The organism is Paraburkholderia sp. EG286A (assembly GCF_040965375.1).
Classification (GTDB): Bacteria; Pseudomonadota; Gammaproteobacteria; order Burkholderiales; family Burkholderiaceae; genus Paraburkholderia.
Genome location: NZ_JBFRCB010000005.1, coordinates 495,790 through 522,489, shown reverse-complemented (window position 1 = coordinate 522,489; position 26,700 = coordinate 495,790). Strand labels below are relative to the sequence as shown.

The following is a 26,700-nucleotide window of genomic DNA, read 5'->3' as shown; positions in this document are numbered from 1 at the left end:
AGACAGGTCACCTGTATGAAAAAAGCACTTTTCGCAGCGGCCGGGCTTTTGTCCGTCGCACCCGTCGTGGCGCAGGCCCAGAGCTCCGTCACGTTGTATGGTCTCGTCGATGCCGGTATCGGCTACGTCAATAACATCAAGGGCGGCTCGGCGTTCCAGCTGACGAGCGGCCGCCTGAGCGGCAGCCGTTGGGGCCTGAAAGGCAATGAGGATCTCGGCGGTGGGTTGAGCGCGGTATTCACGCTCGAAGGCGGTTTCAAGCCCAGCGACGGCACAGCCGCACAGGGCGGGCGCCTGTTCGGCCGCAGCGCGTTCGTCGGCATTGCGAAGAGCGGCATCGGCACGTTCACGCTCGGCCGCCAGTATGAACCGCTGGCGGACCTGGTCGCGCAATACGCGGGTCCGGGCACGTGGTCGCCGTCCACCCACGTGGGCGACAACGACAACCTGAACCAGACGTTCCGCATCAACAACGCGGTAAAGTTCCGCAGCGACACCATCGCGGGCTTCACGGTCGACGGCATGTACGCGTTCAGCAACCAGGCGAGCGGCTCGGCCGGGCAAGGCTTCGGCAACAACCGCGCATGGGGCGTCGCGGCGAACTACGTGAACGGTCCGCTCTCGATCGGCGGCGGCTACGTGCTGCTCGATCATCCGAACACGACGACCAACACGAGCGGCGCGATCGGCGGCGCATCGAGCACGACCGGCGACGACTACAGCGGCGGGTTCTTCTACGGCCTCGATGGCGGCGTGGCCCGTCAGCAGATCGCGGTGGCCGGCGCGAACTACAAGATCGGCAGCGCGATTGCGGGCTTTGCGTTCAGCCACACGGAACTCAACTACAACGACGGTTCCACGCGCAAGTTCAACAACTACGACGCGAATCTGCGTTACTCGCTCACGCCGGCCACGACGTTGATCGGCGTGTACACGTTCACGGACGGCCGCGCGAACGGCCTGCCGGGCACGGGCGGCGCGACGCTCAAGCCGAAGTGGCATCAGTTCACGCTGGGCGTGGACTACGCGCTCTCGAAGCGCACGGACGTCTACCTCTCGGGCACGTATCAGCTCGCGGCCGGCGACGCGTCGACGCGCGTGGGTTCGTCTTACAGCAGGATCGCGGCGATCGCGTATGCGGGCGGCGCGTCGTCCACGAATCGTCAGGTCGACGTGTTCACGGGCATCCGCACGAAGTTCTGATCAGGTTTTCACGCGTTAAAAGCAAAACGCCTCGCGATGTTTGCGAGGCCTTTTTTGCGTTGTCATCGCGACGCGATGAAACTCAGGCCGAGCCGCGCTCGATCAGCGTGAAACCGACGTCGACTTTCGCGCGCTTGCTCGTGCCGGTCTCGATCTTCTCGATCAGCATGGACGCTGCCAGCTTGCCGATCTTCGTACCGTCGATGCGAATGGTCGTGAGGGCCGGGTCGGTGTCGGCGGCGAAATTCTGGTCGCCGTAGCCAATCACCTTGAGGCGCCCCGGCACGTCGAGCCTGCGCGCATGGGCTTCCATGAGCACGCCGAGCGCCATGATATCGGCGCCGCAGAAGATCGCGTCGATCTGCGGATGGTCGTCGAGCAGCTGCGCGAGCGCGCGCCGGCCGTCGCCGAGATGCGCGGGCGAGGGCACGGCGGCCACGGGAATCTCGCGCTCGCTGCCGAAGGCTTCGATGAAGGCATTCGCGCGCAGTGTCGCCCGGCGGTCGCCCGGCGTGACGATGGCCGGGTGCCGCGCGCCGCGCTCGCGCAGGTAGCGCGCCGCCGCCTCGCCCACGCGCGTGTGCGAGAAGCCGATCAGCATGTCGAGCGGCGAGCGCGTGATGTCCCACGTTTCGACCACGGGAATGCCGGCGGCGCGCAGTTTCTGCCGCGACGCCTCCGAGTGGATCACGCCGGTGAGCACGATGCCGGCCGGACGCCGGCCGATGATGGCGTCGAGCAGCGCCTCTTCGCGCGATTCGTCGTAGCCGCTCTGGCCGAGCAGCAACTGATAGCCGGCCGTCTCCAGCTCCGCAGTCAGGGCGGCGACGGTTTCCTGGAACACGCTGCCCGCCATCGCCGGGATCAGCGCGACGACGAGGTGGCTGCGATTCGAGGCGAGCGAGCCCGCGATCAGGTCGGGCGTGTAGCCCGTTTGCCGCACGGCTTCGCGCACGCGTTCCAGCGTTTCGACCGAAACGAGTTCGGGATTGTTGAGGGCGCGTGAAACCGTGACCTTCGTGACCCCGGTCAGACGGGCCAGATCGCTGAGCGTGACCCGGCCGGTGTTCTTGCGGGCACGCCGCGACGCGGTGCCGGCGGTGGGCGGGGCGAATTCTGTCGAGGTCTTGGTCACGGGCGCGGGCGCTCCTGCTGCAAAAAGGTGTTGGCAATTATCCCAAAACTGTACTACGATGGCACCTATGTTACCGGTTACATTAACCGGTAACGGTGTTCCAGAACGAAAGGCGGCGCGTTCCCCGGCGCGGCCAGCAACCATCTCGCATGGGACCGGAGCAGGCGCCGCCGTGCGCTCTCCGGATCGTCAGCGGAGACAGGCGCATGCTCCAGTCCAACAAGTCCTATAACGGGCCGCTGATCCGGCTCAACCCGAATGACAACGTCCTGATCGCGCGCGAGCCGCTGACGATCGGGCATCAAGTCCAGATCGAGGGCGAAGCGATTCGCCTGCGCGCCCAGGTCGCGGCGGGCCACAAGGTGGCGGCGCGGCGCATTGCGGCGGGCGAGCCCATCCGCAAGTACGACACCGTGATCGGCGTGGCCGCGCGCGACATCGAGCCCGGCGACCACGTCCACACGCACAACATCACGCTCGTCGATTTCGCTCGCGATCCGGGCTTCGGTCTCGACGTGAGGCCCGTAGACTACGTCGCGCCGGAACAGCGCGCGACGTTCAACGGCATCGTACGGGCCGACGGCCGCGTCGCCACGCGCAACTTCGTCGGCATTATCGCGTCGGTCAATTGTTCGGCCACGGTCATTCGCCATATCGCCGATTACTTCACGCCCGAGCGCCTGCGCGATTATCCCAATGTCGACGGCGTGGTCGCGTTCGCGCAAACCAGCGGCTGCGGCATGTCCTCGCCGAGCGAGCACTTCGACGTGCTCCGCCGGACCATTGCGGGCTACGCGCGTCATCCTAACCTGGGCGGCGTACTCATCGTCGGGCTGGGTTGCGAGCGCAACCAGGTCGGCGATCTGCTCGACTCGCAAGGCTTGAAGACGGGCAAGGCCGTGCACGCGCTGGTGATGCAGGATACGGGCGGCACGCGCGCGACGATCGAAGCCGGCATCCAGGCCGTGCAGGCCATGCTGCCCGCCGCGAACGACATCGTGCGCACGCCGGTGCCCGTCAGCCATCTGAAGATCGGTCTCGAATGCGGCGGCTCGGACGGGTTCTCGGGCATCACCGCGAATCCGGCGCTGGGCGCGGCGATGGACCTGCTCGTGCGGCACGGCGGCACCGCGATCCTCTCCGAAACGCCCGAGATTCATGGCGTCGAATACATGCTCACACGCCGCGCCGTGTCGCCCGAAGTCGGGCAGAAGCTGCTCGACCGGCTCGCGTGGTGGGAGCGCTATACGCGCGGCCAGAATGGCCAGTTCAACGGCGTGGTCGGGCCGGGCAACCAGCAGGGCGGTCTCGCCAACATCTTCGAAAAGTCGCTCGGTTCCGCGATGAAGGGCGGCACGACGCCGTTGCAGGCCGTGTACGAATACGCAGAGCCGATCGATCGCGCGGGCTTCGTCTTCATGGATTCGCCCGGCTACGATCCCGTCGCGGTGACGGGACAGATCGCGAGCGGCGCGAACCTGATCTGCTTCACGACGGGCCGCGGCTCCATGTTCGGCTCGAAGCCCGCGCCGACGCTCAAGCTCGCGAGCAATACGCCCATGTTCACGCGCCTCGAAGAGGACATGGACATCAACTGCGGTCTCGTGATCGACGGCGAACGCACGATCGAGGAAATGGGTCAGGACATCTTCGATCTGATCGTGCGCGCGGCTTCGGGCGAGCGCACGAAGAGCGAGTTGCTCGGACTCGGCGACAACGAGTTCGTGCCCTGGCACATGGGTATCGTGAGCTGAGGGCGCGTCACTGCGCGCCTCGAATCGACTTCAATAGAACAGGTAGGGAGACAGCAGATGCTCGAATCTGCGCAACGGCATGGCCGCTCGAAGATGCGCTGGTGGGTCGCGGGCCTCATGTGGGCCGCGATCGCGATCAACTATATCGATCGCACGGTGCTTTCGGCGGCGGCGCCGAAAATTCAGTCGGAGTTTCATCTCGACGCGATGCAGATGGGCATCGTCATGTCCGCGTTCTTCTGGTCGTATGCGTTGCTGCAATTGCCTGCGGGCTTGCTCGCCGATCGCCTGGGCCAGAAGAAAGTGCTGGGTTTCGCGGTGCTCTGGTGGTCGCTGGCTACGGCGATGACGGGCCTCGCGAGCGGTTTTCGCTCGCTCGTCGGATTGCGCGTGGCGCTGGGCGTGGGCGAGGCGGGGGCGTACCCGAGCAACGCCGGGATCGCCACGCGCTGGTTTCCGCGCAAGGAACGCGCGACCGCCGCGGGCATTTTCGACAGCGGCTCGAAGCTGGGCGGCGCGATCGCCTTGCCGCTGATCGCGTGGATGCTGGCCGCGTTCGACTGGAAGATGACCTTCGTGCTCACGGGCCTGCTCGGCATCGTGTGGTTCGTCGTGTGGCTCGCGAGCTTCACCGATTCGCCCGCCGATCATCCGCGCGTGAATGCGGCGGAACTCGCGCACATCGAAAGCGATAAAGGCGCGCAAAGCGCGCGGCCGCCCGTGCGTCCGCCGTGGCGCAAGCTGCTTGCGCACCGCAATGTGTGGGCGATGTGCATCGGCTTTTTCATGATCAATTACAACTCGTACTTCTTCATCACGTGGCTGCCTACGTATCTGATGAAGGAGCGCGGCATGAGCGTGCTGCAAATGGGCTGGATGGCCTCGCTACCGCTGCTCGTGTCGATCGTCGTCGAGATTTTCGCGGGCTGGGCTTCGGATCGCGTGTTCGCGAGCGGCAAGCTTTCGCTCACGGCAACGCGCAAGCTGTTTCTCGTGATCGGGCTCGTGATGGCGTCGAGCATCGGCTTCGCGGCGTTCGCGCATTCGGCGCTCGTGGCGGTGCTGCTGCTGTGCATCGCCAAGTCCGGCACCACGGTCGCGGCCTCGCAGGTGTGGGCGTTGCCCGGCGACGTCGCGCCGCCCAATGCGGTCTCGATGATCGCGGGCCTGCAAAACACGGTGTCGAATCTCGGCGGCGTGGTCGGCCCGATCGTGACGGGCGCCATCGTCGGCGCGACCGGCTCGTTCGTTGCCGCGCTGCTGTTCTCGGCGGCGCTGATCGGCATTGCGATCGTCAACTATCTGTTCCTCCTCGGGAAGGTGGAACCCATCCAATTCGGCGACCCCTCACAGGAGACACGCATTCATGAACCCGCAGACGTCAGGGCTTAATCCGTTCAAGGCGGCGCTCGCCGCGCGCAGGAAGCAGGTCGGCTTCTGGCTTTCCATGGCCGATCCGTATCTCGCCGAAGTGAGTGCGACGGCGGGCTTCGACTGGCTCCTCATCGACAGCGAGCACGCACCCAACGAGCTGCGCACGATCCTCGCGCAATTGCAGGCCGTGGCGGCGTACCCGGGCGAGCCGGTCGTGCGCCCGGTGAACGGCGATCCGGCGCTGCTCAAGCGTCTGCTCGATATCGGCGCGCGCAACCTGCTCGTGCCGATGGTCGATACCGCCGCCGAAGCGCGCGCGCTCGTTGCCGCCGTGCGCTATCCGCCGCATGGCATTCGCGGCGTGGGCAGCGCCGTGGGCCGTGCGTCGCGCTGGAGCCTGCGTACCGACTACCTCGATATTTCGGATGACGAAGTGTGCCTGCTCGTGCAAGCCGAAACGGCGACGGCGCTGGGCAACCTCGAATCGATCTGCGCGGTGGACGGCGTGGACGGCGTGTTCATCGGACCGGCCGATCTCGCCGCGTCGATGGGCCATCGCGGCAAGGCCACGCATCCCGAAGTGCAGCAGGCGATCGACGGCGCGATCCGCACGATCGTCGCGTCGGGCAAGGCGGCGGGCACCCTCACGTCCGACCCTGGGCTCGCGCGCCATTACCTCGAACTCGGCTGCACGTTCGTCGCGACGGGCGTGGACATCCTGATGTTCGCGAACGCGGCGCGCAAGCTTGCGCGCGATTTCGCGGACGTGCGCACGGCGGCCTAAGGCCGCGCGCGGTCGGTTCGCCTGGCACACCCGTCGCGACTGTCTGGCAGTTCACGATATCCCTTGTAGAAAGGAGCACGCAGTGAGTTTGGAGTTGACGCGAGGCGAACTGCTTCGACAGGATAATTTCATCGACGGCAAGTGGAGCGCCGCCGCCGGAGGCAACCGTTACGCCGTGACGAATCCGGCGACGCAGGCCACACTCGCGCAGGTGGCCAACAGCAGCGCCGCCGACGCCCGCGCGGCGACGGACGCGGCGAGCCGCGCCTTGCCCGCCTGGCGCGACAAGCTGCCCCGCGAGCGGGCGCACGTGCTCAACCGTTGGCACGCGCTCATCATCGCGAACGCCGAGGACCTCGCGCGCCTCATGTCGATGGAGCAGGGCAAGCCGCTCGCGGAGGCGCGCGGCGAGGTCGCGTATGGTGCGTCGTACGTCGCGTGGTTCGCCGAAGAGGCGACCAAGGTCTACGGCGACATCATTCCGCAGACGCAGCGCGGCAAGCGCATGAGCGCGATCAAGGAGCCGATCGGCGTGGTCGCCGCGATTACGCCGTGGAATTTCCCGCTCGCGATGATCGCGCGCAAGATCGCGCCGGCGCTCGCGGCCGGCTGCACGGTCGTGGCAAAGCCCGCCGAGGACACGCCGCTTACGGCGCTCGCGCTGGCCGCGCTCGCGCGGGAAGCGGGCTTGCCCGACGGCGTGCTCAATATGATCTCGGCCGCGCGGGACGAAGGCATCGCCGCCGTGGCCGACTGGCTCGCCGACGACCGCGTGCGCAAGATCACCTTCACGGGTTCGACGGCAGTGGGCAAGCATCTGGCGCGCGAATCGGCGGGCACGCTCAAGAAGCTCTCGCTGGAGCTGGGCGGCAACGCGCCGTTTATCGTATTCGAGGACGCCGACCTCGACGCGGCCGTCAACGGCCTGATGGCGGCCAAGTTCCGCAACGGCGGGCAGACCTGCGTGTGTCCCAACCGCATCTACGTGCATGAATCGGTGTACGAACGATTCGGGGAGCTGCTGGCGCGGCGCGTCGCGGCGCTTCACGTGGGACCGGCAACGGACCCGAAGGCGCAGATCGGTCCGATGATCAACGAGCGTGCGATCGACAAGATCGCGAAGCACGTCGACGATGCCGTGGCGAATGGCGCGCGCGTACTCGCCGGCGGCAAACGGCTCGCCGAACTGGGGCCGAACTATTACGCGCCCACCGTGCTCGCCGACGCGACCGACGCGATGGTGCTGTGCTGCGAGGAAACGTTCGGTCCTGTCGCGCCGCTGTTCCGCTTCATGGACGAGAATGACGTCATCAGGATCGCAAACGACACGCCTTTCGGTCTCGCGGCTTACTTCTACACGAACGACGTACGCCGGATCGATCGCGTGGCGCGCAAACTCGAAGTCGGTATCGTTGGCATCAACGAAGGCGCCGTGGCCAGCGAAGCGGCGCCTTTCGGCGGCGTGAAGGAGTCCGGCTACGGGCGCGAAGGCTCGAAGTACGGCCTCGACGACTACCTCAGCATCAAGTATCTCTTCCGCGACGGATTGCCAGAGCCCATCGGTGCAGAGCAAGAACACATCGCCGTCTTCGAGCGCGTGCGGCGGGCTGATCGCGGGTGCGATCTGGCCGCGCATGCCGAGCGCCATATGCAGCCAGGCGGGATTGACGCCGTCGCCTGGCAGGCCCGCGTCCAGCAGTTGCTGTCGCACGCTATGATCGCGCGTCTGTTCGATTAGCGCGCCGCGTGCGAACCGGTAGAGCCGGCTGTCGCCGAGATGGACCCATTGCGCCATGTCGTGCCGCCGGTCGATGAAGAGCGCCACGACGGTCGCACTCATGCGGCCGCGCTCGCGGTCGCGCTGCTGCATCGCGAGAATCGCGGCGTGTGCTTCCTCGATGCACTCGAGCAAGATCTGCGCGAGCGTGCGGCCGGTGTGCTGCGCCCGGTGGAGGATGCGCTCGACTGCGCAACGCGAGGCGATCTCGCTGCCCGCATCGCCGGAGACGCCGTCGCTCACGACAAAGCAGGCGTAGTCGTCCGTGATCGTATAGCCAAGCGCATCCTGGTTGCTGTCCCGCTGTCCCGCGCGCGAGAACTGGGCGCACGAGAGATTCATGCGTCGGCAGAACGCGCTGGGCGGCGTCGCGCGTGATAGTTCCTCACCTCGTCGTCGTACGCGCGCAGGAAGGCCCTGCCGAATACGGCGCTGAAGTCATCCTCCACGGCGAGCATCGTCTCGTGGTGCATGCATTCATAGCGATTCCACAAGCGCGCCTTGCGCAGCATCGGCAGGAGCTGTTCGTAGCGGCTCGGCGCACTTCGTTCGGCGAGACGCGAGGGCGAGAAGCGCTGCAGCAGGTCGTTCAAGGCGGCGCGCATGCCCGCGACCATGGCGATCTGGTGCGCCTGCAGGTCGTGGAATGCGTCTTCCACGGCGCCGGGCGGCGTCATGAAGCCGGGGAACGGCAGGCCGAACATCTGCCGTAGCGCCGCACTGCCATCGGGCAGCAGCTTCAGCGGGTTGTTCTCGCGATCGAGCAGCACAGTCATGTCGGCTTTCACTTCGCGTTTGAGGATGCTGCGCGAGGAGAGCAGCTCGACGGTGCCATTGGCGAACAGCGCGAGCAGTTGCCCCGCAGTGTGCAATTGCTCGGTTGACCAGTCGCAGGTGGCCTTGTCGAGACCCGCGCCGCGCAGGAAGGCGGAAAGCAGGGCGTCGGCCGAGTCGGGCGCCGTGGAGGCAGTGTCCGCATCCGCCGAGGCGGTGCTGGATGATGGCGGCACGTACGCGCTTTTTGCGTCGCTTTTGTCGTTTGCGGCCGCCGGTTTTTGAGGTGCCGGTCGCGGCGTGCGCGAGAGTGCATCGCGCTCACGCCCGGCGTCCGGTTTTGCGAACGCGCTCGTGCGCAAAGGCGTATCGGCCGCACGCTCGATGGCGCTGCGCAACGCGAATTGCGCCGCCTGCGTCGTGACGGGCTGCGCCATTGACGAGTCGGCACCGCCTGGGCGTGCGAAAAGCGCGAGGGGATCGGTGGGGATGGGCGGCGTGTCGTCGAGCGCGGCGGTTGCCGTGCTTTGCCTCGCGCCCGATTGCGCGCGAGGCGTAGCGGCCGCGCTTGCACTCGTCGCACCAGCGTTGCCGCCAACACCCGCCTGCGCACGCAACACATACGGGCCGATGCGGATCGCGTCGCCGGATTCGAGCGCATGCTCCTCGGTGTATTCGAGCGGCGTGTCGTTGATCTCCACCACCGAGACGCTGCTCAGATTCTTCAGCACGCAGTGGTCGCCGTCGATCTGCAGCAGCGCCTGCAGCCGCGAAACCTGACGCGTTTCGTCGGGCAGCACCATCTGGTTGTCGGCGTTGCGTCCGATCGTGCCGCCCGGCGGACGAAATTCCACGCTGGTTTCGGCGTGGACCGGTTCTCCTGCGTACTCGATGACGGTCAATTGCATGATGCGGACTGAATCACATAAAGACGGATAAAAGAGCGCGCAGCGCGGGACGGTCCATCAGGAGGGTGCCACCTTGCGGCGCGCGGCGTCGAATGCGGGTCCCCAGATCGGGTGTCCCTTCTCCGCGGCGGACAATTCGAAATGCGGATCGATCCGCAAGATCGCCTCGAACTCCGAGCGGCACTGCGCAACGCGGTTCGTCACGCAGTAGCTGAACGCCATCAGCTTGTGCGCGTCGATTTGCGTGGAGCGGTCGCCGTCGACGAAGGCGTTGCTGTTGCGTAGCAGCTGGATGGTGCGCGGGTAGTCGCCCGCAGCGTACGAGTCCTGTGCGGCAGCAACGGCATTCGCGGCGGTGCGTTGCGCGGGCGACAGGCTCGTGCAACCGCCCTCGGCAAGAAGTGTCGCGGCCAGGGCCAGTAAAAATGCGCCCGCGAGGGCAGCCCGCGTGCGACTCGCACGTAACAAGTTCCACGTAATCGGCCAGGTCATTTTCGGCGATCCGGTATTTACTTCTTCATGCGAGCCATGAAAGTAATTTCTACGGCCCGTGAAATTTTTTATAGAGGTGGCATTCGGAGAGCGTTGCGATCACGAATCGTACGAACTATAGTCTAGTCACCTGAATTTTCATCATATGAATTATTACTCGTGAGACACGGCCGGCGATAGATTAATTTAATTCCGCGAATATTCGAAATGCATTGCCCCAATTCCGCTTGTTGACGCGGAAAATTTCGGGGCAAGCGTTCCGGGAGCAGAGACTTCCAACCCCTGAATTCAGGCATGAATGCAGGGGCGGGGGACGTTTTTGCCTTTGAATTTGCAACGAGAATTCGCGCTGATTCAGAGGGTTTGGACGGTATGTACGGAGTGCCATTTAAGCGCGTGCATAATCCACGCGAAGGGATATATTTTGCCCTTTTATTATTGTGCGGGTGCGCATCGACAGAGAAAGATCTGCCGGTCCCTTATGCCGTCACGTTTCAGGTGGCGGCTGACGTTAATCGCGACTCGCAAAACCGGCCTGCTCCTGTTGCATTGCAAACGTTTCAGCTCAAATCCGATAATAATTTCAGGAGGGCGGATTATTTCTCTCTGCAGAACAAGCCTGAGGACGCGCTGGGCGCGGAGCTGGCGGGCACGGACCGGATCGTCCTGAGACCCGGAGAGTCGCGCACGCTCCACTACACCGGCGGCGAATCGGTGCGCAGTCTAGGCATCGTGGCAGGCTATCGCACCCTCGAAAAGCGCCGCTGGAAAATTACCGTGGCGCTGCCGCAGCCCGCCAGCACCAATCTGTTCAAGTTCTGGCAGGGCAAGCCATCCGAAGCGCATTTCGTGATCGTGGTGCAGGGCGACGGGCTCGTCGCGACGCCGGCCGGCGGTGACGCACGATGAACGACCGCATGAATCCTCCTGTTGCGCCTGCCACGGGCAGCGCCGGACTGCGCGACCGGGTGGTGTGGTCCGAAGGCATGTTTTTGCGGCCGCAACATTTCCAGCAGCTCGAGCGCTATTTCGAGCGCTATGTGCACTTGCGCTGCGCGCCGCTGCAGCGCTTCCTGTGGGGCTTCGCATCGCTGCAGATCGACGAGGAGGCGCTGGCGCTTGGCAAGGTGATGCTGCGCGCGGCAAGCGGCATCCTGCCGGACGGCACGCCGTTCGACTTCTCGCATCTCGACGAGGCGCCCGAAGCGCTCGAGGTGAGCGCCGATGTGCGCGACGCCACGGTCGTGCTCGCGCTGCCGGCGTTGCGCAGCAGCAGCGCACAGGTGACGTTCGGCGGCGGCGAACGCATGCTTGCGCGCTATCTGGCGCACGAAGCCGAGATCGCCGATGTCAACGAGGTCCGGCTGGAGCCTGCGCTGGTTCAGTTAGGACGACTGAAGCTGAAGCTCGCGCTCGCCGCCGAGGTGGACGACGACTGGCACGCAATGGGTGTGCTGCGCGTGGTGGAGCGGCGCACTGACCGCCAGCTGGTGATCGAGGAAACGTATATTCCGCCGCTGCTCGACGCGCATGCCCACCCGCAGCTCGCGGGCTATGTGCAGGAGCTCGACCGGCTGCTCTCGCAACGCAGCGAGCTGCTGGCGGGGCGCCTGGCGCAGGCGGGGCGCGGCGGCGTGTCGGAAGTCGCCGACTTCCTGCTGTTGCAGCTCGTCAACCGTTACCTCGCGATCGCGTCGCACACGGCGCAAACGCCGGGTATTCACCCGGAGCTGCTGTTTCGCGACTGGCTCAAGCTGGCCGCCGACTTCGCCACCTTCACGGCGGCTTCACGGCGGCCCGAGGTGCTGCCGGTGTATCAGCACGACGACCTGCGCGCGACCTTCGGCGCGCTTTTCGCGGAGCTGCGCCGCTCGCTCGCGACAGTGCTCGACCAGCACGCGCTGCAGATCGCGCTCGAAGAAGCCGGCAACGGCGTGCGGGTCGCCGTGATCGCCGACCCTTCGCTGCTGCGCGATGCGGGCTTCGTGCTGGCCGTGCGCGCCGATATTCCCGCCGAGAGCGTGCGTGCGCGCTTTCCGTCCCAGATCAAGCTGGGCCCGGTGGAGCGCATTCGCGATCTGGTGCAACTGCAGTTGCCGGGCATCGCCGTGCGGCCGCTGCCGGTCGCGCCGCATCAGATTCCCTACCACGCGGGCCACAGCTACTTCGAGGTCGACAAGGGCGGCGACCTCTGGCGCCAGCTCGAACGCTCGGGGGGCCTCGCGCTTCATCTTGCGGGCGATTTCCCGGGCCTGGCGATGGAGTTCTGGGCGATCCGCGAGATGCGCGCAGGCGGCATGCGCGCAGGCGGCATGCGCGCAGGCGACACGCGTGAGCGGGACATCCGATGAATCCGCTCAACGATCCCGTCTCCGCCGAACGCGCTTCCGGACACGGCGCTTTCACGACTTCGCGTTCCGGGTTCGGCCCGGCGCCTGGCGACGAGGCGTGGCAGGCGGACGCGCTTCACGAGCAGGCGCACTGGTTCCCGGGCCCGGCAGCTTCCGGGGATGGCGGCAACCCACTCGTCGCCGCGGCCAACGCGCTGCTGAATCTGATTCCGCAGATTCGCTACACCGTGCACCACCCGAACCCGGCGTGGCTGCGCGAGCATCTCGCCAACGAGATCCGCCAGTTCGAACAACGCGCGCGCGATGCGCTCGCCTCGCCCGAGCAGATCGGCGCGGCGCGTTATTGCCTGTGCACGGCCCTCGACGAAGCCGCGGCGCTCACGCCATGGGGCGGATCGGGCGACTGGTCGGCGAACAGCCTGCTCGTCGCGTTTCACAACGAGACGTGGGGCGGAGAAAAATTCTTCGAACTCCTCAATCGTTTGATGCAGCAGCCGCGCGAGCAGCTGAATCTGCTCGAACTGCTTTACTACTGCCTCGTGCTCGGCTTCGAGGGACGCTATCGCGTGCTCGACAACGGCCGCGCGCAGCTCGACGACCTGCGGCACACGCTTGCGCGCACGATCCGCAGCGTACGCGGCGACTACGACGCGGCGCTGTCCACGCATTGGCGCGACGAGATCGCGCGCGAGGACCCGCAGCGCTTCGCCGTGCCGCTCTGGGCCTGCGCCGCGTTGACGGTGCTGCTGGGCTTCGGCGTCTATGTCGGGCTCGATCTCGCGCTGGCCGGCCGCTCCGACAAGGCTTTCGCGATGATTGGCCGCCTCCAGGTGCCGAGCGTGCGCCTCCAGGCGGCCGAGCCGCAGGCGGTGCGCCCCGTGCCGCCGCCGCGGCTCGCGGGCTTTCTCGCGCCGGAGATCGCCGAAGGTCTCGTGGAAGTGCGCGATCTCGCCGACCGCAGCGTGATCGTGCTGCGCGGCGACGGGCTCTTCGAGTCCGGATCCGCCACCGTGATCGACCGTTATCAGCCGACGCTCGCGCGCGTCGCCGCAGCGCTCGCGCAGGTCCCTGGCGCAGTGGTCGTGGCCGGGTACACGGACAACGTGCCGGTGCATAGTGCGCGCTTTCCGTCGAACTGGGACCTCTCGGTCGAGCGCGCGCAGGCCGTCGCGAGCATCCTTGCCGCGCGTCTTGGCGACAGCACCCGCGTGCGCGCCGAAGGGCGCGGCGCCACCGATCCCGTTGCGCCGAACGACAATGCGGCGGACCGGGCGCGCAACCGGCGCGTCGAGATCACCTTGCGCGCCGCGCCGCCGAAGCTCGCGACGCCGGGCTCGGGAGACGCTCCGTGAGCCGCGTCGCGAGTTCCGCGTGGGGCGGGGTGCGTGCGCTGCTGGGCGCGCGCGTCTGGGCCGTGATCGGGCTGGTCGCGCTCGCGGCGCTCATCTGGCTCGTCGGACCATTGATCGCGGTGGGTGCGTACCGGCCGCTCGACAGCGCCGTGGCGCGCGTGCTCGTCATCGTGCTGCTGTTCGCGGTGTGGGCCGGCCGCGCGGGGTATCGGCACTGGCGCGCCGCACAGCTCAACGCGCAGTTGCTGAGCCAGTTGCGCGAGCCCGTTGAAGAACGCCCTACGCATGTGGAGGAAGCACCGCACGCCCAGGAACTGCGCAGCCGCTTCGACGAGGCCGCGCGGCTGTTGCGCAACGCACGGCTCGGCGCCGCGCAGGGCGGGCAGGGCACACAGGTCGCTCAGGGCCTGCGGGGACGCACCCGGCGCTGGTTCGAAGGGTTCACGCGGCAGTATCTTTACCAACTGCCGTGGTACGTCTTCATCGGCGCGCCCGGCTCGGGCAAAACCACGGCGCTCGTCAACTCGGGGCTGACGTTTCCGCTCGCGGAGCAGTTCGGCAAGGCCGCGATCCGCGGCGTGGGCGGCACGCGCCACTGCGACTGGTGGTTCACCAACGAAGCCGTCCTGATCGACACGGCCGGCCGCTATGCGACGCACGAAAGCAATCGGGCGCTCGATCAGGACGAATGGTCGGGCTTCCTCTCGCTGCTCAAGAAGTATCGTGTGCGCCAGCCGCTGAACGGGGCGCTGCTCACGATCAGCGTATCGGATCTGCTGGGCGCGACGGAGGTCGAGCGCACCGCGCACGCCATGGCGCTGCGCAAGCGACTGCAGGAGCTGCGTACGGAGCTCGGTATCCAGTTGCCGGTCTATGTGCTCGTGACGAAGGCGGACCTGCTCTCCGGCTTCAACGAGTATTTCGCGCGCTTCAATCGCACCGAGCGCGCACAGGTGTGGGGCTTCACGATCGCGCTCGCCGAGACCGAGGCGCGCGACTTCAGCCTGCGTACGGTGTTCGATCGCGAATACCGGCTGCTGCACCGGCGCCTGAACGACGCGCTGCCGGAACTCTTCAGCGCCGAACCCGACGCGCGCAGGCGCGAGCTCATCTACTCGCTGCCGCAGCAGTTCAGCGGCCTGCAGGAGGTGCTCGGACAGTTCGTCGAGCAGGTGTTCTCGAGCTCGCAATTCGATTCGATGCCGCTCCTGCGTGGCGTTTATTTCACGAGCGGCACGCAGGAAGGCACGGTCTTCGACCGCGTGATGGGCGGCATCAAGCGCTTCCTGAAGATCGACGGCGCGCCGCCGGCGCCTCATGCGGCGGCGAGCGGGCGCAGCTTTTTCCTCAAGGACCTGCTGCAGGAACTCATCTTCAAGGAGGCGCGGCTCGCCGGCACCGATCTGCGCTGGTACCAGCGCCAGCGCATGCTGGCGCTCGTGGGCTACGCGCTCCTCGCACTCCTGCTGGCGGGCGCGCTGGCTGCGTGGGTGGGCAGCTACGCGCGCAACCGGGCGTACCTCGCCGCGATCGAGGCGAACGTGCCGCAGATCGATCACGCGCTCCAGGGCGTGACCATCACCGACGCCGACAATATCGCGCGCGTGCTGCCCATGCTCGACGCGATTCGCAACATCGCACACGTGGATGGCGTCGATCCGGCCAACCCGTCGCTCGCGTACCGCTGGGGACTCTTCCAGGGCGACAAGGTGCAGTCCGCCGCTGAGAACGTCTATCACCGCGCGCTCGACGAACTGCTGCTGCCGCTCGCTGCGCGGCGCCTCGAAACGGCGGTGCGCGACGCGCCGCCCGACGACCCCGCCTATCTCTACGCGGCCCTCAAGGCGTATCTGATGCTCCACGACACCGCTCATTACGATCCGGATTTCGTGCAGGCGGTCCTGGATCTCGAGATCGCCTCGGCGCCGGGCGCGAATCTCACGTCCGCGCAGCGCAACGATCTGCGGGCGCACATGGCGGCGCTCTTCGCGGGCCGCGTGGTGGTTTCGCCATTTGCGCAGAACGAGCAGATGGTGGCCGGCGCGCGCGAGAAACTCACGCGCCTGACGTTCGCGCAGCGGCTCTATGCGCAGCTCGCGCGCACGCTGCGGCCCGCCGCGGCGGCCTCGGACGTGAGCGCGGCGCAGATGGCGGGCCCCTCGGGCGCACTGGTGTTCCGGCGCGCGAGCGGCGCGAGCCTGAGCGACGCCGTGCCGGGCCTGTTCACCTACGATGGCTACTGGAAGGTCTTCGACCGGCGGCTCGCGGCGGCGGTCGATGCGTTCGGCCGCGACGAAGTCTGGGTGCTCGGGCTGAGCGCGCCGGAAGCGGCGACACCAGCAGAGGTGAGCGCGCGGGCGAAGGACGTGCGCTCGCTCTATTTCGACGACTACATCCGCCGCTGGGACGGCTATCTCGGCGATCTGCGCTTGCAGAGCACGTCGACGCTTGCGCAGACAACGCAGATCGCCCGCATTCTCTCGTCGCAGGACTCGCCCCTCGCGCGACTCGCCGATGCCGCCGCGCGGCAAACGACGCTCTCGCAGAGCGTGAACGCGCCGGGCGGCGCGAGCGGCCTCGCCGCGAACGCGCAGGACAAGGTGAACCAGGCGCGTGAATCGCTGGCGCAGATCCTGGGTCAGCCGCAGGGCGGCGACGACGCAGCGGGCGAGTCGAGCCGCCCCGAAGCGGTGGTCGACGCCCACTTCGCGGACCTGCGCGAGTTCAGCAGCCTCGCGGCGGGCGGCGCCGGCGCGAATGGCGCAAGCGGCACGAGCGCGGCGCTGGCGGCCGTCCTCAAATCGATCGACGGACTCTATACGTGGCTCACGGCCGCCGACGCCGCACTGCGCGGCGGCGGGACCCCGCCGCAGTCGGACAGCGCCGACCAGATCCGCGCCCAGGCGGGCCGCATGCCCGCGCCGTTCCGGCAGATGCTGGGCGACCTCGCGAACGCCGCGCAGAGCAACGTGACGCGCAACGTCGACCAGAATCTCGCGCAAAACGCGTCCGTCAACATCGGCGACTTTTGTCGCCAGGCGATCGCGGGGCGCTATCCGTTCGCGCACGCTTCGACACGCGACGTGGCGCCAGGCGACTTCGCGCGCGTGTTCGCGCCGGGCGGCCTGATGGACGACTTCTTCCAGAAGAACCTGCAAAGCCGCGTGGACGCGAGCGTCCAGCCGTGGCGTTTCATCGGCGGAGCCGGCGCGTCCGGTGACAGCGCGTTGCTCGCCTCGTTCGAGAAGGCCGCGGTGATACGCGACGCGTTTTTTCCCGGCGGCGCGCGCGAGCCGACCATCAAGGTGGAGATCAAGCCGCTCGACATGGACCCGGAAATCTCCGAATGGACACTCGACGTGGACGGCCAGCAGGTGCGCTACGCGCATGGGCCCCAGGCCCCCGTCACGGTGCAGTGGCCGGGCCCGCGCGGCATGAACCAGGTGAGCCTGCAGATCACCGATCAGTCGGGCGCGACCGATGGCTTCACGATCCAGGGGCCGTGGGCGCTGATGCGCCTGTTCGATCGCGGCGCACCGGCACATGCTCAGGCATCCGAACAAATGGTGGTTGGCTTCAACGTGGATCATCACGCGCTCGCCATGCAGGTGACGGCGGACAGCGTGCGCAATCCCTTGCGTCTTACCCAACTGGAGTCGTTCTCGTGTCCGGGGAAATCATGAACGGTGCCTGCATCGGCGCTGAATTCGGGTTGCCGGCGTGGTACGGCAAGTTGCCGGGGGCGGGCGACTTCGTGGGCCGCCGCATGCCGGGCCAGCTCGCGCGCACCTGGGAGCGCTGGCTCGCGCAGGGCATGGCCTCCGCTCGCGCGGGCCTCGACGTGCGCGCGCCGGTCTGGCGCTTCGCGATTCCCGCCGGCAGCGGCGACGGCTGGGTGCAGCTCGGTTGCGTCGCGCCGAGCCACGATCGCGTCGGGCGGCGCTATCCACTCGTCGTCTCGCAGGCCATCGCGCCGGCCGCTCACGCGGGCTACGGGAGACCCGGCGAGCCGGCGCTCGCTTGCGCCGACGCGCGCATCCGGGCGATGGACGCCATCGTTCAGGACGCGATCCGCCGCGCGCATGGGCCGGAGGAGTTCGATCTCGCGCTGGCCGAGGGGCTGCGCGACGACGCGGCGCGCGCCCCGCGAGACGGCGCGCGCGACGGCGCCCGCGAGGCCACCGCCGCAAACGGGGGCTGGCCGAACCTGTGGGAATACTTCGACCCGAACGGCATGACGAGCTTCTGGTGGACCGATGCCGGAGACGGCGCGCCGCGCACCGACGTCCACACGGGTGGGCTCGACACCGCGCTGTTCCAGCGGCTCTTCGGCGAGCCGGGCAGAGGCGAGCGATGAGACGCGCCGCCCCGCAGAACGTGTGGCGCGGCGGCGCGCGCGCCGCGCACGGAGGAGGGACATGACCGAATCGCACTACGCCGAAGCGGCGGCACACGCCGCGCCGCCTGGCGCCGATGGCGTGCGGCCGTTGCCGAACGGCCACCGCCTCGCCGGGTTCGAGCTCGACTCGGTGCTGGGCAAGGGCGGCTTCGGCATCGTCTACCGGGCGTTCGACCGCACGCTGCAGCGCGCGGTCGCGATCAAGGAATACATGCCCGCGATGCTCGCTTCGCGCGCCGGCGACTTCACGGTCGCGCTGCGCGCGGCGCGCTTTTCGCAGGCGTTCGACGCGGGCCGCGCCGCGTTCCTGAACGAGGCGCGGCTGCTCGCTCAGTTCGACCATCCGGGGCTCGTGAAGGTGCTGCACTTCTGGGAGAGCCACGGCACCGCCTATATGGTGATGCCGTTCTACGAAGGCCAGACGCTCGAGCAACTCCAGAAGCGCGGCAAGCAGATGAGCGAAGCGGCGCTGCGGCGCATGCTCGCTTCGGTGCTGGGCGCGCTGGACGTGCTGCATCGCGCGCAGTGCTTTCACCGCGACATTTCGCTCGACAACATCCTCATGCTGCCCAACGGCAACCCGGTGCTGCTGGACTTCGGCGCGGCGCGCAAGCTGATCGGCGACATGGTCGACGAGACGGCCATGATGCTCAAGCCCGGCTACGCGCCGATCGAGCAATACACCGACGATCCCGCGTTCAGGCAAGGACCCTGGACCGACATCTATGCGCTGGGCGCGCTCGCTTATGCGCTGATCACCGGTGAACTGCCGCCGGCGGCAGTGGTGCGCAGCATTCAGGATCAGTACCGGCCGCTGGCGGGCCGTGAAGCCGCCGGGCATGACGGCGAGCATTACGGCGAGCGCCTGCGGGCCGCGATCGATCACGCGCTCGCGCTGCGCATCGAGGACCGGCCCGATTCGGTCGGCGCATTTGCCCAGGCGCTCGACTTGCACGAGGTCTCGCCAAGCGTGTTCGTGCCCGCGGGCTATGATGCGCCCGCTCGCGCGCCAGGCATTGCCGCTGACGTTGCGGCGACGAGCGCGCGAGGCGACGCCACGCACGAAGCGCCCGCGCCGCAAGGAGAGACACCCGCCGCAGAGGCCGCGCCTGCTGCCGCCGATGCCACTTCCACTGCCACGAACGAAGGCGATGGAGCCGAAACACCGGCGTCTGTCGATGCCCGGCCGCATGACGACGCGGCGCCGCAAGCGCAAAACGCGTCAGCGCGGGAGGCCGCTCACGAGCAAGTTGCTGCCCATCCGGCCGGAGAAGTCTCCACGGAGACGGTGGAACGCCGTGAAAGTACGGTATCCGAATCTTTTCATCGGCATTTCAGTTGGCGCACGTTCCGCATCCCTGCGCTGGTCCTGCTGCTCATTCTCGTAGTGGGTGTTCCCGTTCTGCGGTTCGCGATTCACGCGCCGCCCGTTCCCCGGCAGGCGGCCGCGAGCCGCAGTGCGCCGCCCGCGCCGGCGAGCCATGCGCCTGCTCTCGCGCAGGCGCTTCCCGGCGCCAACGCGCCGGGGCAGTCGTCCGCGCAGGCGCAGCAGCAGCCGGGCGCGTCGGGGTTGATGCCCGCTGCGCCTGCGATGACCACCGACACGACCGTGGTCGAAGTCCAGGCGGGCAAGGACAAGCCCGCCAACGCGACCGATGCGGCCGCTGCCGCCACTGCAACGGTGCAGCCGGCCCAAACGAACGCAGCGGCCCAGCCGCCCGCTGAAGCACAAGCCTCGCCTGCGGTGTCCGACGCATCCCCGCCGGTCGTCGCGCCGGCGCCGCGTTCTTCGGTGCGCACGCCCGCGCCGCTGCCGCCCGTGCGCGTGCACTTCCAGATCGTTCCGTGGGGCGAGGTCTATGTCGACGGCGTGCGGCGCGGAGTCAGTCCGCCGTTTCGCACGGCGAGTCTGGCGCCGGGCACCCATCGCATCGAGATCCGCAACGGCACGTCGAAGCCGTACGTGCGCATGGTGACGCTCGATGCGGGCAGCGCGCCGCTCGAAATCAGCCATACGTTCGAGTAATTCCAGCAAGGAGACCGCCCGATGATCGACACCCTGCTCGCACCGATCAGCGCCGACGCGCCGTGCGGACCGGACCTCGAATACGACGCCGACTTTCTGGCGCTTCAGCGCAGCGCCGCCGGCAAGCCGGACGAGCAGTACGGCGAGACCCGCATCGCCGCGCAGCCGCCCGCATGGCGCGACGTGGAGCGTATCGCGCTCGCGCTGCTCGCACGCACGAAGGATCTGCGCGTCGTCGTGCCGCTCACGTATGCGTGGATCGACAGCCGCGGTCTGGAAGGCTACGCCGACGGGCTGCGTCTCGCGACGTCGCTGCTCGACACGTACTGGGAGCCGCTGTATCCCATGCTCGCCGTGGACGGCACGCCCGATCCGCTGCCGCGCTTCAATGTTCTCGCCGAGCTTGCCGGCCCGCAGGGCTGCGCGCGCGCCGCGCGCGAGCGGCCGCTTCTCGGCGCGCTGAGCGTGAGCGCGGCGCTCGACGTGCTGCAGCAGGGCGAGGGTGCCGATGGGGGGCACGCAGACACCTACGCCGGCGGACGCGAGCGGCTCGTGCGCGAGTGGCGCGACGCGCTCGAGTCGGCCAGCCCGGCTCTGCACGCGGGGCTCACGATTCGGGAGCAACTCGCGCATTTGCGGCGCATCGTGGGCGAGCGGCTCGGCGACGCGTGGACGCTCGATGCGAGCGCGCTCGAGCGGCAACTCGCCACCCTGGCTGCGGCGCTGCCTTCCCGCAGGACAACGGAAGCGGCTCAGGCAGCCGCGCCGGGAGCCGGCGGGCAAGAACCGCAACCCATGTCGCAGCAGCGGGGCGCTGCGCCGCCGCCCGCCGCAGGCACAGCCAATGGCGCAAACGGCGCCGCGTGGCGCGACGCCGAGATATCGAGCCGGTCCGACATCGACTTCGGGCTCGAAAAGATGTGCCGCTACTTCGAGCTGCACGAGCCGAGCCATCCTGCGCCGATCTTTTTGCGTCGCGCGCAACGCCTGCTCTCGCTGAACTTCTACGAGATCTTCCGCGACATCGCACCGGAGAGCGTGCGCGAGCTCGACCATCTGAGTGGTCATCGCAACGAGTCGCCGCAATGATGCGCGGCGATGCACGACGGCGCGCGGCCCTGGATGCGCAACGGCCGCGCAGGGATCAACGCAGGGATCGATACGGTAATCGACCCCGTGAAGCGCACGAGTTGCGCGGGAGCTGACTCACATGTCTCGACACAAGTCATCGGCAGGAGCCCAGAAGTTCATCGGACGCAATCGCGCGCCCCGCGTGCAGATCGAATACGACGTCGAGCTCTACGGCGCGGAGCAGAAAGTGCAGTTGCCGTTCGTGATGGGCGTGCTGGCCGATCTCGCCGGCAATCGCAGCGATGCGCTGCCCGAGCTGGCCGAGCGCCGCTTCGTGGAGATCGACGTCGACAACTTCGACGACCGCATGAAGTCGATTGCGCCGGCGCTCGCGTTCGAGGTGCCCAACACGCTCACGGGCGACGGCGTGCTCGGCGTGGAGATCGCGTTCAACAGTATCGACGACTTCTCGCCCGCCGCGCTCGCGCGCAACGTCGAGCCCCTGCGGCGCCTGCTCGAAGCGCGTACCCAGCTCGCGAACCTGCTCTCTTACATGGACGGCAAGCGCGGCGCGGAGGCGTTGATCGCGCGAGCGCTCGGCGATCCGGCGCTGCTGGCCGAGCTTTCCGAGCCGAGGGCGCTCGCCGGGCCGAAAGATGGGGACGCCCCGCCGCAACACGGCAATGATCCAAAGCACGACTAAAAGCAGGAGGACGAACATGAGCCGGACCGAGCCGCAAAACGCGCTGCAAAGCCCAGTCTCCACCTTGCCCGCAACCACGCTCAACGGCGACCAGTTCGCCGTGCTGCTGGAGCGCGAAATCAGCCCCAAGACCGAGCTTGCTCGCGAGGCGGTGCAGAACGCGGTGCAGACGCTCGCGCGCGAGGCGCTCGAGCACAGCGGCAGCGCGACGCTGTCGTCGGACGCTTACGAGGGCGTGCGGCAAGTGATCGCCGCAATCGACCAGAAGCTTTCCGCGCAGATCAACGCCATGCTGCATCACCCCGAGTTTCAGCGTCTGGAGGCGTCGTGGCGCGGGCTGCACTACCTCGTGAACAACACGGAAAGCGACGAGATGCTCAAGATCCGCGTCATGCCCGCAAGCAAGAAGGAGCTGGCGCGCATGCTCAAGCGCCACAAGGGTATCGCGTGGGACCAGAGCCCGCTTTTCAAGAAGATCTATGAAGAGGAATACGGACAATTGGGCGGCGAGCCGTTCGGTTGCCTCGTGGGCGATTATTACTTCGATCACAGTCCGCCCGATGTCGAAATGCTGCAGTCCGTTTCGAAGATCGCGGCGGCGGCGCACGCGCCGTTCATCGGCGGGGTATCGTCCGCGCTGATGCAGATGGACTCGTGGCAGGAGCTCTCGAATCCACGCGACCTCACGAAGATCTTCCAGAACACGGAGTATGCCGCCTGGCGCAGCCTGCGCGAATCGGAAGACTCGCGCTATGTCGGGCTCGCGATGCCGCGCTTTCTCGCGCGGCTGCCTTACGGCGCGCGCACCGACCCCGTCGACGAATTCGAGTTCGAGGAGGAAACCGACGGCGCGAAGCACGATCACTACACCTGGACCAACGCGGCCTACGCGATGGCGGCCAATATCAATCGCTCGTTCAAGCTCTACGGCTGGTGTTCGGCGATTCGCGGCGTGGAGTCGGGTGGCGCGGTCGAGAATCTGCCATGCCATACGTTCCCGACCGACGACGGCGGCGTCGATCTCAAGTGTCCCACCGAGATCGCGATCAGCGACCGGCGTGAGGCGGAGCTGGCGAAGAACGGACTGATTCCGCTCATTCACCGCAAGAACTCCGACGTGGCGGCTTTCATCGGCGTGCAGTCGCTCTACCAGAGCGCGGAGTACCACGACCCCGACGCGACGGCCAACGCCCGGCTCTCCGGCCGGCTGCCGTACCTGTTCGCGTGCAGCCGCTTCGCGCATTACCTCAAGTGCATCGTGCGGGACAAGGTGGGCTCGTTTCGCGAGCGGCCGGACATGGAGCGGTGGCTCAACGACTGGATCATGAACTACGTGGACGGCGACCCGGCGAACTCGTCGCAGGAGACCAAGGCGCTCAAGCCGCTGGCCGACGCGAGGGTGGAGGTGGAGGCCGTGGAGGACAACCCCGGCTATTATTCGGCGCGCTTTTTCCTGCGGCCGCACTATCAGCTCGAAGGCCTCACGGTGTCGCTGAGGCTGGTGTCGCGGCTGCCGGCGGTGCAGGCTTCAAGTTGAAGAGGATGACTGATCAAATGAACCCGGCAGCGTGATTCGCGGCCGGGCTCGACAGGCAAACAGGCAGGCAGACGGGAGAACCGCAATGGGCGTGGCGATGTTTATGAAGGTGGATGGCGCGACCGGCGAATCCGCCGACAAGCAGCACACCGGCTGGAGCGATATCCAGTCGTTTTCCTGGGGCGCGACCCAGCCGGCGGCGATGGCGACGGGCGGCGGCGGCAACGCGGGCAAGGCGAACTTCGACGATCTGGTCGTGAGGGCATACATGGACAAGGCGACGCCGGCGATCATCAAACATTGCGCGAGCGGCAAGCATCTCTCGAAGGTGGAGATCTCGTCGTGCAAGACGGGGGGCGAGCAAATCGAGTTTTCGCGGGTCACGCTCGAGGAGGTGATCGTCACCGCTGCGCGCGTGGTGGGCGCCGATGCGAGCGACGCCACCGACCGTCTCCTGATGCAATACGGCTTCCAGGCCGCGCGCGTGAAGAAGCAGTACTGGGAGCAGAACGCGAACGGCGGCAAGGGGCCCGAGGTCACGATGGGCTGGGACATCAAGAAGAACAGCGAAATGTGAGGTCCGCATGCCGAGTGCCTCCCATCGTCCGGACCCTTCGCGAACGCCAGCGGACCGCGCCGCACGCGTACGCCCGGCGGCGCCGATGTTGTTCGACCGCCTGAGGGAAGGCGCGCCGCAACGCGGCGCCGTTCACGCCGACGCGCTGCTCGATGCGGTGCTGCGCGATCTCTCGTGGCTGCTCAACACGGCCTGCGCGCTCGACGAGCGCAACGCGCGCCGCTATGCCGAAGCCGCCCGCTCGGTGCTCAACTTCGGCGTACCCGCGCTGGCGGGCACGCCGCTCTCCGGCATCGATACGCAATATCTGGAAGACGCGCTGCGCGAGGCGATCGTGTGCTTCGAACCGCGCCTGCAAGGCGGCAGCGTCGAGGTGCGCTGCGTGAGCGACGCGCCGCGCGCAAGACGGCACAACGTGCTGACCTTCGAGATTGCCGGGCGCCTCGCCTGTTGCGACCCGCCGCTTGCCATGCTGGTGCACACGGAGCTGGACCTGGATTCCGGCGTCGCGCTGCTGCGGCCGCTCGGCAGTGCCGCGCAGGCCGAGACCGACGATGCCCGCCCGCGACGCTAAGGAAACGCTGCCCTATGGATGCACGCTTTCTCGACTACTACAACCGTGAGCTTGCCTGGTTACGCGAATCCGGCGCGGAGTTCGCGCGCCAGTATCCGAAGGTTGCGGGCGGCCTCGGCATGCACGGCATCGACGTGGCGGACCCGTTCGTCGAGCGGCTGCTGGAGGGTTTCTGCTTTCTCACCGCGCGCGTGCAACTGAAGATGGACGCGGAATTTCCGCGCTTCTCCGAGCGGCTGCTCGACGTGGTGTACCCGGATCACCTCGCGCCCACGCCGGCGATGGCGATCGTCCAGTTCGAGGCCGATTCCGCACAAGGCTCGCTGAGCCAGGGGTTCACCGTGCCGGCGGGGACCAGTCTGATGGCGGCTGCGGCCGGCACCGCGACGGCCTGCGAATTCCGCACCGCGCAGCCGGTCACGCTGTGGCCGCTCACGCTGCGCGCGGTCGAACTCGCGCCCGCGCCCGCGGGCGTGCCGTCGCTTCCCGGCATGCCGCGTGCAGGAGCGGGTAGCGGCGGGGGCACCGGGCCGCTGCGGGCCTTGCATATCACGCTGGCAGCGCGGGGCGGGGCGCGGCTGAGCCAGTTGCCGCTCGACCAGTTGACGTTCTTCCTCAGTGGCCCGGATCGTCAGGCGATGCGTTTGCTCGAACTCGTCTGTGCGCGCTCGCTCGGTGTCGCGCTGCGCGAGGGCAAGGAGGGCAAGTGGCTCGGTGCACTGGGACCGCAATGCGTCGTGCACGAAGGATTCGATGCGCAGCAGGCGCTCTTTCCGCCCGGCGCGCGCAGCTTCGAAGGCTACCGGATCCTGCGCGAGCATTTCGCGTTCGCCGCGCGCAACCTCTTTTTCAGCGTGGGCGGTCTGCGCAGCGCATTGGCCAACGCGGGCAGCGAGAGCGTCGACCTCTTCGTGCTGCTGGACGGCGACGACGCCGATCTCGAACGCAGCATCGACGCGACGCATCTCGCGCTCGATTGCACACCCGCGATCAACCTGTTCCCGAAGCGCACGGAGCGCGTCCCCGTGACGCCTGGCGCGAACGAGTACCGGCTGATGGTCGACCGCACGCGCGCGCTGGACTACGAGGTATTCGCCGTGAAGCGCGTGATCGGCCATCGCGCAGGCGCCGACGGCGACTGCGATTTCCTGCCGCTCTATACATCGGCCGCCGACGACGCGCAGGAATCCGGCGCCTGGTTCAGCTTGCGGCGAGAGGCGCGGCTCGTCGGCACGCAGGCGCGGCGCAGCGGCACGCGCTCGAACTATGCGGGCTCCGATGTCTACGTTTCGCTCGTCGATCGCCGGCGTGCACCGTTTGACGAACGTATCGCGCTGCTATCGGCCGATACCCTTTGTACGAACCGCGACCTGCCGCTGCATCTTGCGTCTGGCAGCGCCGGCGCTCTCACGCTGAGGATCTCCGCGCCCGTGAGCCGCGTGCGCATCGTGCGCGGTCCTTCGCCGCCCCGCCCGCCGCTCGCGCACGACGACGCGACGTGGCGGCTCATCGCGCATCTGGGGCTCAACTATCAGCCGCTCGCCGATATCGAAGACGAGGCCGGCGCCCAGCGGCTGCGCGAGCAACTGGAGATCTACGCCGATCCCGCGAATGCGCCGCTCGCGCAGCGCATTCGCGGCATTCGGGGTCTCGCGTGCCGGCCGGTGTTCAGACGCCTGCCGGTGGCCGGGCCGCTCGTCTACGGGCGCGGCGTGCGCGTGGAGTTGACCGTCGACGACCATGCGTTCGCGGGCGACAGTCCCTACGCGCTCGGCGCGGCGCTCGAGCAGTTCTTCGCGCGGCATGCGTCGATCAATGCGTTCGTCGAATTCGCGCTGTACTCGGCGCAGCGCGGCGAGATCGCCGAATGGCCCGCGCGGATCGGACGTAGGCCTGCGGTATGAATCGA

General features: G+C 67.6%; 18 protein-coding genes and 3 pseudogenes. 17 read left to right on the top strand and 4 right to left on the bottom strand.

All coding sequences use genetic code 11. From position 1 onward, the window contains the following. Positions 1-15 precede the first annotated feature (15 nt). Positions 16-1,203 carry a porin gene (locus tag AB4Y35_RS25490; RefSeq protein ID WP_368706499.1) on the top strand — a complete coding sequence of 396 codons (1,188 nt, stop codon included), beginning with the start codon at positions 16-18 and terminating at the stop codon, positions 1,201-1,203. Positions 1,204-1,285: 82 nt separating this feature from the next. Here AB4Y35_RS25490 and AB4Y35_RS25485 read toward each other — a convergent pair whose 3' ends face one another. Further along, positions 1,286-2,338 (bottom strand): LacI family DNA-binding transcriptional regulator, encoded by a 1,053-nt coding sequence (locus AB4Y35_RS25485; protein ID WP_368706498.1) that lies wholly within the window; start codon positions 2,336-2,338, stop codon positions 1,286-1,288. Between the two features lie 206 nt (positions 2,339-2,544). Between AB4Y35_RS25485 and AB4Y35_RS25480 the strand changes: the two genes are divergently transcribed. The 4 genes and pseudogenes from AB4Y35_RS25480 to AB4Y35_RS25465 all read left to right on the top strand — a co-directional run. Then, a complete protein-coding gene (locus tag AB4Y35_RS25480; RefSeq protein ID WP_368706497.1) occupies positions 2,545-4,092 on the top strand; it encodes a UxaA family hydrolase in 1,548 nt (515 codons plus the stop codon). A gap of 57 nt (positions 4,093-4,149) precedes the next feature. Continuing rightward, on the top strand, positions 4,150-5,484 hold the full coding sequence (locus AB4Y35_RS25475) for an MFS transporter (RefSeq protein WP_368706496.1): 1,335 nt from the start codon (positions 4,150-4,152) through the stop codon (positions 5,482-5,484). Further along, entirely contained in the window at positions 5,459-6,250 is a 792-nt protein-coding gene (gene hpaI / locus AB4Y35_RS25470) for a 4-hydroxy-2-oxoheptanedioate aldolase (protein ID WP_368706495.1), read from the top strand. Before AB4Y35_RS25475 ends, hpaI begins: the two co-directional genes overlap by 26 nt. An 82-nt stretch (positions 6,251-6,332) precedes the next feature. After that, positions 6,333-7,799, top strand: a pseudogene (locus AB4Y35_RS25465) (NAD-dependent succinate-semialdehyde dehydrogenase); the annotation flags it as partial. A 48-nt stretch (positions 7,800-7,847) separates the two neighbouring features. On the opposite strand, the pseudogene AB4Y35_RS25460 reads toward AB4Y35_RS25465, so the two are convergent. The 3 genes and pseudogenes from AB4Y35_RS25460 to AB4Y35_RS25450 all read right to left on the bottom strand — a co-directional run. Continuing rightward, positions 7,848-8,369, bottom strand: a pseudogene (locus tag AB4Y35_RS25460) (PP2C family serine/threonine-protein phosphatase); the annotation flags it as partial. Further along, complete coding sequence (gene tagH, locus AB4Y35_RS25455; protein ID WP_368706494.1) at positions 8,366-9,709, bottom strand: type VI secretion system-associated FHA domain protein TagH; 1,344 nt, start codon at positions 9,707-9,709, stop codon at positions 8,366-8,368. The gene tagH and the pseudogene AB4Y35_RS25460, both read right to left, overlap by 4 nt. 57 nt (positions 9,710-9,766) lie before the next feature. Further along, a complete protein-coding gene (locus AB4Y35_RS25450; protein ID WP_368691863.1) occupies positions 9,767-10,201 on the bottom strand; it encodes a TssQ family T6SS-associated lipoprotein in 435 nt (144 codons plus the stop codon). A 294-nt stretch (positions 10,202-10,495) separates the two neighbouring features. Here AB4Y35_RS25450 and tssJ point away from each other — a divergent pair, with 294 nt between their 5' ends. The 12 genes and pseudogenes from tssJ (at position 10,496) to tssF (ending at position 26,695) form a co-directional block, all read left to right on the top strand. Further along, entirely contained in the window at positions 10,496-11,110 is a 615-nt protein-coding gene (gene tssJ, locus AB4Y35_RS25445; protein ID WP_368691862.1) for a type VI secretion system lipoprotein TssJ, read from the top strand. An 8-nt stretch (positions 11,111-11,118) separates the two neighbouring features. After that, a pseudogene (gene tssK / locus AB4Y35_RS25440) lies at positions 11,119-12,480 on the top strand (type VI secretion system baseplate subunit TssK); the annotation flags it as partial. Between the two features lie 68 nt (positions 12,481-12,548). Next, a complete protein-coding gene (locus AB4Y35_RS25435; RefSeq protein ID WP_368706493.1) occupies positions 12,549-13,904 on the top strand; it encodes a DotU family type VI secretion system protein in 1,356 nt (451 codons plus the stop codon). Positions 13,905-13,933: 29 nt separating this feature from the next. Continuing rightward, positions 13,934-17,587 carry a type VI secretion system membrane subunit TssM gene (gene tssM, locus AB4Y35_RS25430; protein WP_368706757.1) on the top strand — a complete coding sequence of 1,218 codons (3,654 nt, stop codon included), beginning with the start codon at positions 13,934-13,936 and terminating at the stop codon, positions 17,585-17,587. Next, positions 17,569-18,261, top strand: coding sequence for a type VI secretion system-associated protein TagF (gene tagF, locus AB4Y35_RS25425; RefSeq protein ID WP_368706492.1), 693 nt, complete (start codon positions 17,569-17,571; stop codon positions 18,259-18,261). Before tssM ends, tagF begins: the two co-directional genes overlap by 19 nt. A 61-nt stretch (positions 18,262-18,322) precedes the next feature. Beyond that, positions 18,323-20,329 carry a serine/threonine protein kinase gene (locus AB4Y35_RS25420; protein WP_368706491.1) on the top strand — a complete coding sequence of 669 codons (2,007 nt, stop codon included), beginning with the start codon at positions 18,323-18,325 and terminating at the stop codon, positions 20,327-20,329. Between the two features lie 21 nt (positions 20,330-20,350). After that, positions 20,351-21,418, top strand: a complete 1,068-nt coding sequence (gene tssA / locus AB4Y35_RS25415; RefSeq protein WP_368706490.1) for a type VI secretion system protein TssA — start codon at positions 20,351-20,353, stop codon at positions 21,416-21,418. Between the two features lie 121 nt (positions 21,419-21,539). Beyond that, the gene (gene tssB / locus AB4Y35_RS25410) at positions 21,540-22,103 is read left to right on the top strand and encodes a type VI secretion system contractile sheath small subunit (protein ID WP_368706489.1); all 564 of its coding nucleotides are present in this window, start codon (positions 21,540-21,542) and stop codon (positions 22,101-22,103) included. A 16-nt stretch (positions 22,104-22,119) separates the two neighbouring features. After that, positions 22,120-23,640 (top strand): type VI secretion system contractile sheath large subunit, encoded by a 1,521-nt coding sequence (gene tssC / locus AB4Y35_RS25405; protein WP_368691856.1) that lies wholly within the window; start codon positions 22,120-22,122, stop codon positions 23,638-23,640. An 85-nt stretch (positions 23,641-23,725) separates the two neighbouring features. Then, positions 23,726-24,217: a type VI secretion system tube protein Hcp gene (locus tag AB4Y35_RS25400; protein WP_028207687.1), complete on the top strand. Its 492-nt coding sequence runs from the start codon at positions 23,726-23,728 to the stop codon at positions 24,215-24,217. Between the two features lie 85 nt (positions 24,218-24,302). Continuing rightward, complete coding sequence (gene tssE / locus AB4Y35_RS25395) at positions 24,303-24,791, top strand: type VI secretion system baseplate subunit TssE (protein ID WP_368706488.1); 489 nt, start codon at positions 24,303-24,305, stop codon at positions 24,789-24,791. A gap of 14 nt (positions 24,792-24,805) precedes the next feature. Next, positions 24,806-26,695, top strand: a complete 1,890-nt coding sequence (tssF, locus tag AB4Y35_RS25390) for a type VI secretion system baseplate subunit TssF (protein WP_368706487.1) — start codon at positions 24,806-24,808, stop codon at positions 26,693-26,695. The last annotated feature ends 5 nt before the right edge of the window (positions 26,696-26,700 follow it).